Source organism: Paenibacillus sp. FSL K6-1558 (genome assembly GCF_038002565.1).
Taxonomy (GTDB): Bacteria; Bacillota; Bacilli; order Paenibacillales; family Paenibacillaceae; genus Paenibacillus; species Paenibacillus polysaccharolyticus.
Genome location: NZ_JBBOCV010000001.1, coordinates 4,630,074 through 4,645,724, shown reverse-complemented (window position 1 = coordinate 4,645,724; position 15,651 = coordinate 4,630,074). Strand labels below are relative to the sequence as shown.

Annotated in this window: 16 protein-coding genes; 4 read left to right on the top strand and 12 right to left on the bottom strand. The window is 46.9% G+C overall.

All coding sequences use genetic code 11. The features are described from left to right. Positions 1-62: 62 nt before the first annotated feature. The 8 genes from bioC to MHI38_RS20190 all read right to left on the bottom strand — a co-directional run bounded on the left by bioC (position 63) and on the right by MHI38_RS20190 (position 7,462). Complete coding sequence (bioC, locus tag MHI38_RS20225; RefSeq protein ID WP_221788381.1) at positions 63-959, bottom strand: malonyl-ACP O-methyltransferase BioC; 897 nt, start codon at positions 957-959, stop codon at positions 63-65. Further along, positions 934-1,806, bottom strand: coding sequence for an alpha/beta fold hydrolase (locus MHI38_RS20220; RefSeq protein ID WP_260510826.1), 873 nt, complete (start codon positions 1,804-1,806; stop codon positions 934-936). The genes bioC and MHI38_RS20220 overlap by 26 nt, the downstream gene beginning before the upstream one ends. Next, on the bottom strand, positions 1,803-2,981 hold the full coding sequence (gene bioF / locus MHI38_RS20215) for an 8-amino-7-oxononanoate synthase (RefSeq protein ID WP_341181940.1): 1,179 nt from the start codon (positions 2,979-2,981) through the stop codon (positions 1,803-1,805). The genes MHI38_RS20220 and bioF overlap by 4 nt, the downstream gene beginning before the upstream one ends. Continuing rightward, positions 2,962-3,996 (bottom strand): biotin synthase BioB, encoded by a 1,035-nt coding sequence (gene bioB, locus MHI38_RS20210; protein ID WP_341181939.1) that lies wholly within the window; start codon positions 3,994-3,996, stop codon positions 2,962-2,964. Before bioB ends, bioF begins: the two co-directional genes overlap by 20 nt. Before the next feature lie 8 nt (positions 3,997-4,004). Next, positions 4,005-4,736 (bottom strand): dethiobiotin synthase, encoded by a 732-nt coding sequence (gene bioD / locus MHI38_RS20205; protein WP_341181578.1) that lies wholly within the window; start codon positions 4,734-4,736, stop codon positions 4,005-4,007. Between the two features lies 1 nt (position 4,737). Continuing rightward, complete coding sequence (gene bioA / locus MHI38_RS20200) at positions 4,738-6,090, bottom strand: adenosylmethionine--8-amino-7-oxononanoate transaminase (protein WP_261769589.1); 1,353 nt, start codon at positions 6,088-6,090, stop codon at positions 4,738-4,740. A gap of 295 nt (positions 6,091-6,385) precedes the next feature. Then, positions 6,386-7,168 (bottom strand): sirohydrochlorin chelatase, encoded by a 783-nt coding sequence (locus tag MHI38_RS20195; RefSeq protein ID WP_341181577.1) that lies wholly within the window; start codon positions 7,166-7,168, stop codon positions 6,386-6,388. Between the two features lie 3 nt (positions 7,169-7,171). Next, positions 7,172-7,462, bottom strand: a complete 291-nt coding sequence (locus tag MHI38_RS20190; RefSeq protein WP_017690665.1) for a YerC/YecD family TrpR-related protein — start codon at positions 7,460-7,462, stop codon at positions 7,172-7,174. Positions 7,463-7,936: 474 nt separating this feature from the next. Between MHI38_RS20190 and MHI38_RS20185 the strand changes: the two genes are divergently transcribed. Further along, positions 7,937-8,572 carry a tyrosine protein kinase gene (locus MHI38_RS20185; RefSeq protein WP_341181576.1) on the top strand — a complete coding sequence of 212 codons (636 nt, stop codon included), beginning with the start codon at positions 7,937-7,939 and terminating at the stop codon, positions 8,570-8,572. Positions 8,573-8,698: 126 nt separating this feature from the next. Next, positions 8,699-9,787, top strand: coding sequence for a DNA alkylation repair protein (locus tag MHI38_RS20180; protein WP_341181575.1), 1,089 nt, complete (start codon positions 8,699-8,701; stop codon positions 9,785-9,787). 184 nt (positions 9,788-9,971) lie between these two features. Here MHI38_RS20180 and corA read toward each other — a convergent pair whose 3' ends face one another. The 4 genes from corA to MHI38_RS20160 form a co-directional block, all read right to left on the bottom strand. Then, on the bottom strand, positions 9,972-10,931 hold the full coding sequence (gene corA, locus MHI38_RS20175) for a magnesium/cobalt transporter CorA (protein WP_154960613.1): 960 nt from the start codon (positions 10,929-10,931) through the stop codon (positions 9,972-9,974). A gap of 318 nt (positions 10,932-11,249) precedes the next feature. After that, positions 11,250-12,239: an inorganic phosphate transporter gene (locus MHI38_RS20170; protein ID WP_090923317.1), complete on the bottom strand. Its 990-nt coding sequence runs from the start codon at positions 12,237-12,239 to the stop codon at positions 11,250-11,252. Between the two features lie 14 nt (positions 12,240-12,253). Then, positions 12,254-12,871 carry a DUF47 domain-containing protein gene (locus MHI38_RS20165; protein WP_154891600.1) on the bottom strand — a complete coding sequence of 206 codons (618 nt, stop codon included), beginning with the start codon at positions 12,869-12,871 and terminating at the stop codon, positions 12,254-12,256. 356 nt (positions 12,872-13,227) lie between these two features. Continuing rightward, positions 13,228-14,301 (bottom strand): DUF3048 domain-containing protein, encoded by a 1,074-nt coding sequence (locus tag MHI38_RS20160; RefSeq protein WP_154891599.1) that lies wholly within the window; start codon positions 14,299-14,301, stop codon positions 13,228-13,230. A gap of 347 nt (positions 14,302-14,648) precedes the next feature. Here MHI38_RS20160 and MHI38_RS20155 point away from each other — a divergent pair, with 347 nt between their 5' ends. Both MHI38_RS20155 and MHI38_RS20150 read left to right on the top strand, forming a co-directional pair. Beyond that, complete coding sequence (locus MHI38_RS20155) at positions 14,649-15,188, top strand: DoxX family protein (RefSeq protein WP_154891598.1); 540 nt, start codon at positions 14,649-14,651, stop codon at positions 15,186-15,188. Positions 15,189-15,429: 241 nt separating this feature from the next. Next, complete coding sequence (locus MHI38_RS20150; protein ID WP_090923324.1) at positions 15,430-15,642, top strand: hypothetical protein; 213 nt, start codon at positions 15,430-15,432, stop codon at positions 15,640-15,642. Positions 15,643-15,651: the final 9 nt, after the last annotated feature.

Here is a 15,651-nt window from a genome sequence, read left to right as displayed (position 1 = left end):
GGATAAGCCGCTTGGAGGGGATTTATCTGTATAATATGCCGCGTATATTGCTTCATATCTTACTAAATATCTGAAACGGAAGCTTCAATAAACAAGAGGTCATATGTCGCCTGAACCCCTCCTGCTGCCCCGACACTAAACCTATCTTCATACACCTTGTACATCCGGGTAAATAGAGTTCGTAGACTAACCTCGGGTACTTGAACCGCTTCCGAAGCGCTAGCCCCCATGCCTTTTACCGAGTGCAGAAAATCTCTTGCAGAAGCATATCTCTCGATATGAACCAAACGATTCTCCGAATAACTCGTAAAACCTGATCTCTCCAGCATAACTCTCCACTCTTCAGCCGAATGAAACGACAGTCCATGTCGCTGCGGTTGCATTCCGCAGGCTAGATATACCTCATGAAATGCCTCATGCATCTCCCGAAAAGTGTCTGTCCCAAAAGTGGTGAACAGAAGCCTGCCTCCAGGACGAAGTATACGTTTCAAGCCGGTCAAGGTCCGTTGAGGATCATGCAACCATTGAAAACAAGCATTGGAAACGATGATATCTACTGAGCATGACGGGACCTGATGAACCCACTTTTCAATGTCAGCCTGCATAAAACGAACCCCTTCTGCGGTACCTTTTCCATCTTCAGCATGCTGTACTCGCCTTGATGCCAGACGAATCATTTCGGGTGCAATGTCCACGGCCGTAATGCTGGCATCAGGCCAATCACGGGCAATCATTCGAGTCAAAACACCTGTACCGCAACCTACTTCAAGAAAATTCAGTGAATGGCTGAGCGTATTGTTCTTACCATGTGCAGCAATCTCTGCGAGCAGAGTAGCCATCTTTCGCTGTACGTGGGCATGTGCATCATAAGAGGATGCATTACGATTGAATCGTTGCTGAACATGGATGCTACTGTCGAAGCTTGCTCTGTTTTCATCCCATCTCCTGCTTATGCTCATGCCTCCATCTCCTCCACTCCTTCTCAATTCTGACTTCATCACCTAGAAAAGATGCATGTCCTCTATCGTACAGCGTCACCAACTTGGCTCGCGGTAACCGATCCAACAATTCCACCCCTGCATCATATGGACAAATTTTGTCCTCATACCCGTGGAATAAAAGGACTGGACAATCGATTCGAGCAAGATCGGGCAAATGATCCTCATAACGTAAAATCTGAAGCCCCGCCAGTAGAGCTTCTGGTGTCCAGTAGCCAACAGGAGGCAGGTGGTCAGCATACCCCATTTCCCACTCCCTTACCGTAAACATCATTTTGCGAAAACGAGTCTCCACGTCTGGCCGATCCTTGGCTATGCCTCGAATCATCTGCCTGACGTACGCATCGTGCACACCAAGGCTCAGTTCCTTCTTTTCCCGAACAAAACGTGCCGTTGCACTAAATAACACCAGCCCATCGGCATAACCTTTGGTTGCCAGTCCAAGAGCAAGTATCGCTCCCAAAGACCAGCCCGAGATGAGTAGTGGAGCGCGAGGCACCTTCCCTCCGCAACCCCCTTTCAGCACGTGGAACAGTTCTGGCATGCCGATATCGCCATGAGCGGCGACCTCATCCAATCGATCAGACCGAACTGCCCGAGATAAACGCTTGACGGTTGTTTCCACGAGCTCCAGCATGTCTGCGGAAGCACTCATAGTACTGTAATCCAGGGAGAGATGTTGATAATCAGGCAATCGCTGACGCAATGAGTCAAATACAGCATCTGTCATGCTCCAGCCAGTTAGCCATAATATCGTCCCTTTGTCATTTTGCTCTACTCGTCCCATGTATTCATTCTGTATGTTCATGATGTGAGTAAACCGAGCTGATTCCCGACTTTCTTAATGAGAACACTCGCCTGCCTCAACTCATCAAACGTATGCGCCGAAGATACAGAAAAGCGAATTCGCGCTGTACCAACTGGCACCGTTGGCGGCCTAATGGCAATCCCTGCAATGCCGGTTGCTTCCAGAGCTTCGCTGAAACGAAGTGCCTGTTCATTGTCACCAACCACGATCGGCACAATTGGCGAATCTCCTTCCCCCACATGGAATCCTGCATTCGTCAACGCGGAACGAAACCATTCACTGGTCGAACGCAGATGATTACGGCGCCAATGCTCTGTCTGTACCAAATGTAACGCCGCCATAATTCCTGCCAGAAGCGAAGGCGGGAGCGCCGTAGAATAGATAAGTGGTCTAACTTTATTCATAAGATATTGTATTAATACGTTGTTACCAGCTACATAAGCTCCATATATACCGAAGGCTTTGCTGAATGTCCCAATATGCACATCTACATGGCGATGCAGTCCCAACTCATGACACAGCCCTTCTCCCTTTTCCCCGTAGACACCTCCACTATGTGCCTCATCCACCATCAGCATGGCGTCATATCGCCGTTTGAGTTTCACCAGTTCATGCAACCGTGCCCGATCCCCATCCATGGAAAACAGTGCATCCGTGACAATCAGCTTGCGCCTTTTATCCCGATATTTGTGCAACAGGGCCTCCAGATGCTCCAGATCGTTATGACGATATCTGGCATGCTCCGCACGGCTTAACACAGCACCATCAACGATGCTGGCATGATTGTACTGATCGCTAAAAACCACATCTCCTCGCCCCATAAGTGCTACAATGACACCGGAATTCGCCATATAACCATTTGCCATAACAAGAGAGGCTTCCGCCTGCTGCCAAGATGCCAGCGCTGCTTCCAGACGGCCGTATACTGACCGATTGCCCGTGACAAAACGAGAAGCACCTGAGCCTGCACCTTCAACCTGAAGTGTTTCACAAATGGCTTGAATAATATCAGGATGCCCGGCAAGTCCCAGATAGTTATTGGAAGCCAGATCAAGCAAGCTATTCCCCCCTCTTACAATATGACCAGGACGTTCAGGAGACGTAGCACTATCGCGTAAATGGCGTTGATTTGAGGCGTGAGCCAGTTTCTCAAGTTCATTTTCCATCCAGTTCATAATTGTCGCCACCACCCTGCAAGGCATTGAGTTCAATCTCAAACCCCAAATCCTCAATCATCTGATGATCATTCGTAATGTCCTGACCTGCTGTCGTCAAATAATCGCCCACAAAGATCGAATTGGCCGCATACAGCGCCAAAGGCTGCAATGAACGCAAACTAATCTCACGTCCTCCTGCTACACGAATTTCTTTGGATGGACAGATCAATCGAAATAATGCCAGCACCTTAAGTGCTCTCATCGACGTTGTACGTGAAGCTCCTTCCATAGGTGTACCCGGGATTGCATTTAGAAAGTTAACCGGAATCGAATCTGCATCAAGCTCTCGCAATGCAAAAGCCATCCCTACAATGTCTCGCTGACTCTCGCCCATGCCGATAATAACACCCGAGCAAGGAGACATGCCGGAAGTCCTGGCCTTCTCTACAGTTTCAACCCGCTGGTCATACGTATGTGTTGTCGTGATAGACGGATAGTTATCTCGGCTTGTATTCAGATTGTGGTTGTAACGATGCACCCCTGCTTCAGCCAAACATTCGGCCTGCCCCTCCTTTAAGATGCCAAGGCAAGCACAGATTTTAAGTGGTAGCGTAGCACGGATTTCTTTTACAGCGTCGATGACCTGCTCCAGTTCGTGATTTGTCGGTCCTTTTCCTGATGCAACGATACAAAATGTACCAGCTTGGCGAGCCATTGCTTCCTGTGCACCCGCCAGCAGCGTTTCCTTATCCAGCAAACTGTATTTCGGGATAGATGCGCTGGATCGGATGGATTGAGAGCAGTACCCGCAATCTTCCGGGCACAACCCGCTCTTGGCGTTGATAATCATATTCAGCTTTACTTTATTGCCATAGAAGTGTCGTCTTACGAGATAAGCCGCATGCAGGAGTGGAAGTACCTCATCATTATCAGCATCCAGAACAGCGATCCCTTCCTCTACTGTCAGGCATTCGCCTTTCAAAGATTTTCTGGCAAGGGATCCCCAGTCTGTATCTTTAGGAGCTATGCTCATTTTCATTGCTATTCCTCCATTTTCTGAATGGTCAAAACATCTCTGAAGGGAGAAAGGTTGATCGATGTCTGAACCGCATGGATTAACCTCTTGGAATCAATCTCTCCTGTAAGCTTTGGAAAATGTCCCAGACAAGGAATGCCGCTGTATTGTTCAATGATTCTTCCGTTTGTCTCCCAGCTTGGGTCAAGGCGCAACTCACCTGAGAGGCCATCATTCAGAATGAAACCTAGAATTGAAATTCCGCGGCGCTCTAAGTATTCCAACGTAAGCAACGTATGATTGATCGTACCTAGCCCTGATCTCGCAACGATTAATACCGGAATCTGAAGCTCGACTATCAGATCAGTCGTCATGGCATCTTTCGTTATTGGAACAGCTACTCCGCCCGCACCTTCAATAAACACGGAGGCATATCGATTAAGTATTGATGCCCCAGCATCAAAGATATCCTGTAACGTAATGTTCAATCCCGCCTGTTTTGCAGCAAGCATGGGTGCAAGAGGAGCCTCCAAGGTGAACGAGGTAAAATCCTCCGCGTACGAATCCATCCCCGTGTATTTCAGCAGTAGTTCTGCATCGGTTGTGCCGTCACCCAGAAGTCCACCTGTCTGAACCGGTTTCCAGACGCCGACATGATGTCCTTCCGCACGAAGCGTAGCAACAAGCGCACCTGTAATTACCGTTTTGCCCACGCCTGTATCAGTACCTGTCACGAATAAACCTTGTGTTCCATTCATCTCACATATCCGCCTCAGTGACATCGATAATAGCTTTCATCAGAATATCGGTCATCGCATCAATCTCTGCATCGGTGCTAGCAAGCGGCGGCATGAACACCACAACATTGCCTAAGGGTCTCGTGAGCATCCCCAGTTCCCGGGCACGCCGGGTTACCCGAGCGCCGATGCGCTCTGCCCATGCATACGTTTGCCGGGTGGACTTGTCCTTCACCAGTTCAACGCCCACCATCAGTCCCTTTTGCCGGATCTCTCCGACATGCGGAGCATCTTGTATGCCACGAAGCTTGCGCTCAACCAACAGTGCTTTTCTCCTTACATTCTCTAACATATGGTGATCTTCAAATCGCTTCAGGCTTGCCAGCGCGACTGCACACCCGAGCGGATTACCTGTAAACGAATGACCGTGAAAAAAAGTTTTCTGCTCTTCATAATCCGCGTAAAAAGCACGATACACCTCTTCGGTTGCCAGCGTAGCTGCTACAGGCAAATAACCGCCAGTCAACCCCTTCCCAACTACCATCAGGTCAGGGGACACCTCTTCATGATCACAAGCAAACATCATACCTGTCCTTCCAAAGCCTGTAGCCACCTCATCGGCGATAAACAGTACGTCATATTCCCGGCATAATGTTGCCATCTCGCGCAGACAGCCTTCGGGCATAACGATGATGCCACTTGCGCCTTGAACGATCGGCTCGACAATCATCGCCGCAATTTCATGTGCATTCGTTTCAAGAATCTTGCGTAGCTCAGACAGGGTAGCTTCTTTTGCTCCATGTGCACCACGCTCATGTCGATAAGCATATGGATAGGGTACGACATAAGACGGAAATAGCATCGGTCGAAATACATCATGATACAACGGAATGGCACCTACGCTCACTGCGCCAATGGTGTCTCCGTGATAAGCCTGATTCATGGTGATGAATTTGGTTTTGGAGGTCTTCCCGAGATTCATCCAATATTGAAAAGCCATCTTGACTGCAATTTCCACTCCGGTTGCGCCTGCATCAGAATAAAACACTTTCGTCAACCCTTGAGGTGTAATCTCTACTAATTTCTCGGCCAGCTCAATTGCAGGGATATTAGCCATGCCAAGCAGTGTGGAATGTGCTACTCGTCCCAATTGTGCAGTGACGGCCTCATTCAGCTCCGGCACATTGTGCCCATGCACATTAAGCCAAACCGAAGAAAAACCATCGTAGTAAGCTCTCCCCTGTACGTCATACAGCATAACTCCTTCGCCTCGTTCAATGATTAGGGGATCAGACTGGTTATAATCCTTCATCTGAGTAAAAGGATGCCAGACATGAGCCCGGTCTATGGCTACAAGCCGTTCATATGGTGTCATCGTACAGCTCCTTCCCATTAAATCATCTAACAAATTTAATTGTTAACCAAATTTATTTTTAAGGTTAACAATTAAGACATGCACATCTTATCAAACAAATTCTTCGCTGTAAAGAGAGTTTTACATTCTCCATGTGGCCTATTTTTACTACACATTAAACACTTCAGATCATTTCGATTAGGTTCGAGGTACCTTTTGTAGAGCGAAATAAAGGCGCAATAAAACAAAAAAAACGGCATCTCTGCCGTTTTTTTATCATGAATGAATTTAAAGTGGAATCCCACTTTAATGCTATTTAACTTTGAACAGCCCTGTTACATTGCTCCAGCAAAAACTGAATCTGGCGCTCCAACCACTGCCCAAGCAAAGGATGAGGCAACAACGTTTCCCCACTATATGCATATTCCAACTCTTTAAGTCGACCTGGAATAACATGCTGGGTAAAATAACCGGCACTCAAAAATAGCGGTGCCACAATGACGCGACTGCCACGCTCTTCGGACCAGTATTTCGCCTTGTCATATACACTTTCCGGATTAAGCAATGCATAGTCTGTATGAGCGACTCCACTGATTTGCTGCACTCGTTTCGCAAGCGAAGAAATGCCTGCTTCCCAACGCTGGCGGAATCCATCATGGATACTGCCATGTCCGACAAGCAAAATCGTTTCCTGCTCAGGTTGCTGTGATAATGACCGAACCTTGTCCCATACCATCACCGCAATATCAGGATCATTATCCACCGGATAGCCAAAATGAACACGTGCCTTCACCTCAAAAGGTTCAAGATCGGTTTCACGCTCAGGTGCTTCCTTCGCCCCGATTGCATACTCGATCTCATCCACATGGGTGCTGCCAGAGGAAACAAATAACGGTACAACCAACAGGTCCGTTACACCTTGCGCTTCCAGTCGGTTAATACCGTCCTGAATTAAACGCCCGTCCACCAATTCCAGAAATCCAGCTTCAACAGGTAACGGATCAGGCAGATTCAACCGGGAAATCGCGTCATCGACGGATTCTACCCAGGTTTTCTCCTGAGAACCGTGACTAATGATGAGTACACCCGGCTTCTTCATGACTTAGCGCCCCAGGCGTTCCAACGTCATTTTATAACCGTCATTCCCGTAATTCAGACAACGCTTAACACGCGAAATTGTAGCCGTGCTCGCGCCCGTCTCTGCTTCAATCTGGTTATACGTGTTGCCTTTGCCAAGCATACGTGCAACTTCCAGCCGCTGGGACATGGATTGAATCTCGTTCACGGTGCAGAGGTCATCAAAAAAGACATAACACTCTTCAATATCCTTAAGTGTCAGGATTGCCTCAAATAGTTGTTCAATGCTTTTATCATTTAGCTTTTTCAGCTGCATTTTATCATCATCCCCTAGCGGTTACTGTGTACATCCATTGTACCTAGCCTGAGTTGGTATTTCAAGCGTTAACGATTTCACGCACTACAGAACAAAAACACATGTTACCGCTTACAAAACATACTATTGTCCTCCAGAGGCGGACAACGAGCATAAAAACTGCGATAATCGCCCCTTTAGGGGGAACATTTCCGATTATTTATCTAGGATTTTATACCTGTAAATTGTTACAAATTTGTGTCCGAAATTCATTTTTCTTCCTGAAAACCATCTTATAAACGCCGGCATGACTTGCGCCCATTTCCGCAAATATCCCGTTTTCCGTGATACCCGCCTACGCCGCCTCTCCGCGAATGACATACAGTATATCAAAAGGGAGTTCCACCCTGCTTGTTATACCATGATTTTTACAGGATTGATTTCTCGGTGGAACGCAATTCCGAAAAATCTAATATAGAAGGAACGTGATCGTTCATGCCACAGCATTACCATCATCGCCCGCCAGGAACACGGCAACGTCCGGCTCCTCAAGGCCAGCAGCAGGCTCGCACCTCAGCTTATGCACCGTATGGAAATGTGCCACGCTCTCTCAATGAAGCCCAGATCCAGCCGATGTACCCCGGAGTTCATCCGACTTACCCGGGATTCGCCGAAGTTGAAGCCTCCGGTCTTGTGCCCTATGGGCAGGGCGCACCCAGCGGAGGGCTTTATGGAAGCGAGGTCGTGCCCGTTACTCCAGTCGTTCCGGCTCAAACACCTGCCTCTTCAGGTAGCTCAGGCTTTTCCCTCGCCAACTTAGGTGAATTAAAAGGCATGATTGACCGCTTCGGCGGCATTGACGGCATTATGAGCGGCGTGGCCAAAATGCAAAAGGTCGTTGGCGGTATTCAGCAGATGGCCCCGATGATGAAACTGGTGATGGGCATTCTGCCTTTTGGAAAAAATAAAAACAGTAGCAGCGAAGCCGACGCTGATTATGAAGAATACTCGAAACCTCGCCCGCGCAAACGCCGCAAAAAAACGACTGGTACACAGCGGAAACGCACCTCTTCCCCAGCGCGCCGGAAAAACGCAACATCCAAACCGCGTCCCAAAAGACGCAAAAGTTAACTCTATTCAGGCACTCCCCTTACAAAGGCGGGTGCCTTAACCTTTTTGAACAACTAAAAAGCAAGAACTTATGTTCTTATTCTGGAAAATGGGGTATACTAGAGACTACATATAAGGAGGCAGACCATGGAACTGTTCAAAGATAAATATACACCTGCTCTCATTGATCGAACCGCCAATCAGTTGCATCAATTCTATCCAGAGTTACAAACACGGCGATTCCGCGAACTGGTTTTCGCTGAAGGCTGGGAAGCGCTGGAGTTCAAGGCAAGGATACGTCGGATTACGGAATCTTTGACCCATGTTCTGCCCGCCGATTACGAACAAGCCTTACATATCCTTGAACAGGCAGCTCCACAGTTGCGCGGGGTTGAGTACCTTTTTGTGCCTGATTTCATTGAAGTGAATGGACTTGCCCCAGAAAACTACGAGTTATCGATGAAATATCTTAAGGTATTCACACCTTATTCAAGTTCTGAATTTGCGGTGCGCCCGTTCATCCAGCGTTACCCGCTTAAGACGTTGAAACAGTTGATGGAATGGACAGAAAGCAGTGACGAGCATATTCGCAGGCTTGCTAGCGAAGGCAGTCGCCCTCGTTTGCCATGGGGAGCCAAGCTTGGGGATTTGATCGTTGATCCGACGCCCGCGCTTCCGATTCTGCATGCACTCAGGCAGGATGAATCCCTCTATGTACGAAAAAGTGTAGCGAACCACCTGAACGATATTTCCAAGGATCACCCTGATCTCGTTCTAGACTTAGCTCAAGCTTGGTACGGTCAGAACGCGTATACCGACTGGATCATCCGCCACGCAAGTCGTTCGCTGCTGAAGAAGGGGCACCCTGTTGCACTGAGCCTGTTCGGCTATCACAAGCAGGAGGCTGTTCATATTGAAAACCTGAAGCTGGATCGGGAGCAGATTGCTACGGGAGAGGATCTTCATTTTTCATTCGATGTGGTTAATACGAGCGGCGAACCGCAGATGCTGAGACTTGAATATGAGATTGGTTATATGAAGGCTAACGGCAAACAGGCACCCAAACGCTTTAAGTGCTCGGACAAGATGTATGCCAGTGGTCGCAGTACCGTCAATACCAAACAATCATTCAAACTCATTACGACACGGAAATATTACGAAGGGCTGCATACGCTCACGATCGTTGTGAACGGGCAAAATACGAAATCCGCTTCTTTTGTGCTTACGTTAGACTGAACTTCGAAATGGGAATTTCACTTTAGTTATGCACAAGTCTCTATGATTGAATCACTTATGCACATGTGGATAGAAGAATAGACAGAGAATAGCCGTCAGGCAACAAACAACCTTGGGAGCAACGGATTTCGTGTTCCACAAGGTTCGCCTGACGGCCTTTTCTCTTTATTATCAAGTTTCCCGTTTATTTAAACCATCCGCGCTTCACAAACCAGGCCACCATACAGCCTCCAAGAACAAACATCAGCAATAACACAGCACCGTAACCATACCTCCACTGAAGCTCCGGCATATGGGCGAAGTTCATGCCGTAGATACCTGCAATTAGAGTGAGTGGCATAAATACCGTCGTAATGACCGTCAGTGTTTTCATAATCTGATTCATTCGATTCGAATTCAGTGAGATATAGCTATCGCGCAAGTCTGCCGTCATCTCCCGATCGGCTTCAATCATATCCGTCAGTTTGAGCAGGTGGTCATAAATATCGGTGAAATATGCCGTATGTTCCCCTGTTCGCTGTACATGTTGCGAATTAATGACCCGGTAGAGCAGATCCCGCATAGGGACAACAGTGCGTCTAAGCTTCAGGAGTCGACTACGCAGGTCAAACACCTGATTCATCAATTCCTCTACAGACTCCTGACCGCCCCGATTTTCCAGTTCAGCCAGTTCATCCTCGATGGAAAATAGCGATGGAAAATAATGATCGACCAGTTTGTCCATCACTGTATAAGCTGCCGCCACCGGCCCTCTTGCCCAAATGGTACGCTCATGCGCGTGTTTCAGCAGTCTGTCCCAGGCTTCGTCCACTTCTTCCAATCTTCCATGATGGAACGACACCAGAAAGTTCTGTCCCAGGAACAGATCTACCTCTTCTGCCTCAAGCGTGGCTGGATTCAGCGCATGTAACACAAGAAACTGCAAATTCTCATAATAATCCAGCTTGGGACGTTGCAATACATGCAGACAGTCTTCAATGGCAAGTGGGTGAAAATGAAAATATGTATCCAGTAGCCGACTTTCTTCTTCGGTAGGCTGGTTGAAATCTGCCCATACCCAGGCAAAATCGTTTAAATCCAGCTGTTCGAGCGGCATATTCACCGTGACTTGATGATCCCGTGTAATCGCAAGTGTACGAATCATGGATTAGACCACGTCCTTGTCTCTTATCGAAGTTCTGATTTCATTGTACAGCCTGGACAACAAAAAAAGCCAACCCTGTTGGCTTCTCTCATTTCCCCTATCCACAGTTCCCTGTATCCACAGGAAGGTTTCTTTTGGTTTATCATTCCACGGATGGCTATCCACATATCCAGCCTGTCCACATCTTCGTGCACAGGCATTTCTTCAACTCATTGTATATTTATCCACATATCCCGATATTCACACGGTTATGAACAGGTTCGTCCTTCACTTACTGTATCCGATCGATGGATACCCGGCCCTTCTGTTGACAACTATTTAGAAAATAATCCAGTACAACAGACCTGCAAGTGCTCCGGTAATTGGAATCGTAATGAACCACGTAATGATGATACGTCCAGCCAGTCCCCATTTTACAGCCGAGAAACGTTTCGCCGAACCTACACCCAGAATCGCGGATGTGATTGCGTGTGTCGTACTTACCGGAAGGTGCAACAATGTTGCTGTGAAAATAACGGATGCAGCAGATAAATCGGCAGCAAAGCCGTTAATTGGTTCGATTTTGAAAATTTTAGTCCCCATCGTTTTGATGATTTTCCAACCACCCACCGATGTCCCCAGGGCCATAGCTGTTGCTGCTGAGATTTTAACCCACAGTGGTACTTCAAGATGATCCTGTACCTTGGCTGCGACGAGTGCAAATGTAATAATCCCCATCGCTTTCTGCGCATCGTTGGTACCATGAGTGAATGCCTGCAGGGCAGCCGTGAAGATCTGTACCGTACGGAAGCCTTTATTCACATTGTGCGGACTGCGTTTGGCAAACACATATTTAAGAATCGTCATGACGATATAACCAATGGCAAAAGCAATCAGAGGTGACAACAGCAAACCTCCGACGATATCAATGAATCCACTCCATTTCACTTTGTCCGAGCCTGCTCCAACGAGCACTGCACCTGCGAGCGCTCCGATTAACGCATGTGAAGAAGATGAAGGAATTCCAAACCACCAGGTAACCAAATTCCAGATGATCGCGGCAATCAAGGTGACGATGACAACCTCGATCCCGTTATCAAGCTTGGTGGGGTCCGTCACGCTCCCCCCAATCGTCTTCGCAACACCCGTAAACATCATCGCACCAACAAAATTCATCACGGCCGCCAAAATAATGGCGCGGCGCGGCGTCAGTGCACGTGTGGATACCGATGTGGCAATGGCATTAGCCGTGTCGTGGAAACCGTTGATGAAGTCAAACGCCAGTGCAAGGAAGACGACTATACCTAATACCCAAATCGTTGTTTCCATTATTCTCTGGCTCCTTAAGAATTACGCATGATGATGGATTCAAGAACGTTCGCAACATGCTCGCAAGCATCCGTTGTTGTTTCAAGCCGTTCATATATTTCTTTACGCTTGATCAATTCAATCGGATCAGACACCGTAGCGAAGAGATTCTTGATACAGTTACGCAATACTTCGTCGCCTTGGTTTTCCAAATCATTCAAACGAATCGTATATTCACGAATCGCCAGCAATTTTTTCTGGGACAGCAAATGAATCGCCTTCTGAATTTCGTAAGCCGATTGGCGCAAAATCTCTGCAAATTGAACGATATATTCGTCCGGGTCCACCAAATTGTACATATAGAAACGGGAAGCTGTAGCTTCAATGCCGTCCAATACGTCATCAAGAGTCGTTGTCAGTTCCATAATATCATCGCGTTCGATCGGCGTGATAAATGTTTTGTTGAGTTCTGTAATGATCGTGTGCACGTAGTCATCACATTGCGACTCGTACTTCTTCATTTCATTAGCAAAAAGAGTTACATCCTGAAGGTTGGAAACATGCTGGGAGAAATAATCTGCCGCTTGAACAACCGTATCTGCCATATTCTCCAGTGTTTCAAAAAATATGTCCTTCTTCTTCTTAATCTTCATAGCTCTATCCCCTCTTCGAGAAATTGCGCCGATAACCGATGAAACATGAAATGACAACCTTTGATATCTTATCATATTTGTTTCATGGTTTGTACAAAAGCTGCGATCCTTTTTTATATTCTTCTCATATTAACCTGAAATGAATCTTAATTATTTGGAATTATGGCAAAATCAGACTCCGATTTTACACTGCGTTTACAAAACTCCACATAAGTCGACGCGTGACCCCTAACAATTTTTATAAAAAGCGCTATAATACGACAACACACCATCACCAATCTTAACCTTTTCATCGCTCTCTTTCATTTCAGCCTGCAAAAGTGATTCATTTCGTTGTGCCGATCGTTGTATATGGCTTATTCTTGTTCTGCCAGCTTCACATGATCTGCAAACTGTGGATGGTTCGGCACAATGCTAATGAAAGTTTTCCCGGGCACCAGATTCATTTCACGCCCATCCTTCACAAAACGAATAATATCTCCCTCTTTTCTAACCCATTGTCCGCGAATCATCTTGCCCTTCTGAAACAGCATCGCTTCACCTCCATGATCCACGTTCACGGATAACCTGCCTACATCGTCGAGCACCTTATGGTCTGCCCCAGCAACAATGATATTGGCCGCACCTAACTGACTGCCGTTATCTTTGTCCTGATCTGGCTTCCCGTTCACCATTCTCATATATCGTCCGCTAACTTCATCATAATCATACGCAACTTTGTAACTATTCAATAAATAATGGAGTTCAAACTGCTTCACGCTTTCTCCAGTGGAGGTCGCTCCTGCCTCGTCATACTTGTACACAGGAGATTTAAATTCATGGCTGTATTCTTTCTTATCCGTACCTTCTCTAAGCTTGTCTACAGATGTATATAGATTGTGCGGGGCTTTGCGTTCTTTGGAACGCCAGAAGTATGGACCACCATTCGAAATTTCATCCATATGATGTTTCTGCTGTTTTTGCAAAATAGAATACGCCTCCGGACTGCCTCCGGCATGAATAAGAACCCCGTCATAACTTTCGCCAAGCTCTATCAGGTATGGACGAATACTACGTATTGGGCCGACGGTTTCTTCTCCACCTTCACTCTGAAATATAGCAATGAACCGCGTAATACCACCTTCGGCAAGCACCTCAATGATAATATCGGCTGCGCTGAGTCCCGATTGGGGACGGGCGGCAGGTGCATTGTTGATCATGACCGCTAGTGGCCGCTTCGTAGACGGTTTCTCCACGGCTAGTCCCGTGAAAGGAGCTGTAAAGCCAGAATGAACAGGCTCCTCCACAGGTTTCTCTTCTTGAACCGGTGCAGGTGTGGGCTCCGGCTGGGGAATTTGGGCTACCTCTTTATTCTGGCAAGCAATAAGACTAACGGTAAGAAGGCAAATTGATGCTGCTGATATAGCTTTGTTCCAAGAAAATAACTTCAATAATAGGACCTCCTGAACGATTTGGCTGACTTTCTTCTGCTCGTCATGTGATATTCCTCTCATGCAGGCAACCATCTCACGTATTTCTTTCCATTTAATCACAACGTTTCCGTTTTGTCTGCGCCTTCTAAGCCTTGTCTTATCTCACAAGTTATCTTTGAATCTTGAAATAAGCAAATAAATATGTCCTAAATGTGAACTTCTTAAACCTTACTTAAAATTTGAACTAGATTGTGATTTTAATCACAAACAAAACACCTTTCGGAATATACAATAAAGACATCAAAGGTGATCACTTAGAAAAACAAAAACAACACACACTAGATTCCATAAAAGGAGTGGTTTATATGTTCAGCTTCAATCAATGGCTTAGAGAAAACAAAGTGGCAATGTGGATTTTGACAGTACTTCGGGTGTATATCGGTTATGACTGGATGACTCACGGATGGAGCAAATTGACCGGCGGATTCCAAGCTGGCGGGTTCCTCACTGGGGCACTTGAAAAAGCAACAGGCGATCATCCAGCGGTTCAAGCTTGGTGGGCAACGTTCCTTGAAAAGTTCGCTATTCCAAATGCCGGATTATTCGACTTCGTGATCCCGCTCGGTGAATTCCTGGTAGGTTTGGGACTCATCCTTGGATGCTTCACAACGCTGGCAGCATTGATGGCGATGGTCATGAACTTCGCGTTCCTCTTCTCGGGTACAGTAAGCACGAACGCTCAACTGGTAGTGATGGAAATCTTCATCGTCGTAGCCGGTGCGAATGCAGGTAAAATCGGTCTGGATCACTGGGTACTTCCTTACCTTCGCGGATTGTTCAAAAAGGACAGAACCATTCAGCCAACAGACACACCAACCATTACACCCACTAAGAAAACGGCTTAATCATTAAAAATATAAGAAACTCAGCCCTGCTTCCCCCCTTGGAGCAGGGCTTTGTATTGCATTGTATTGCATTATTTTCATTCATTTGTTCAGAACCTGACGACCTATGCTGATCTGCTCTTATTGCCCACCACTCTTCCATCTTCTTCAACCATTGTGCATCCGATTCTCTACACTTGCTCACCAGTAGAATCCCATATTATGATGGTTATAAAGTCTAACAGTACAAAGGAGTATCCCTATGCCGACGCAGCGCCGTCTCGAAACCGACGCCGATTTTCAGGAAGCCATGACCTTAAAACATAAAATCCGGGTATTCAAAGATAACCACCAGATTGACTCTGGAGGTATCATCATTCGTTTTGACGAGAGAACCGTTGTTGTTCAATCCAGTGTCAGTGAACTGGCCTATCACTCACGTACCGAATGTGAGTTGTTCGAACTTCGCAAATAATCACCGCTG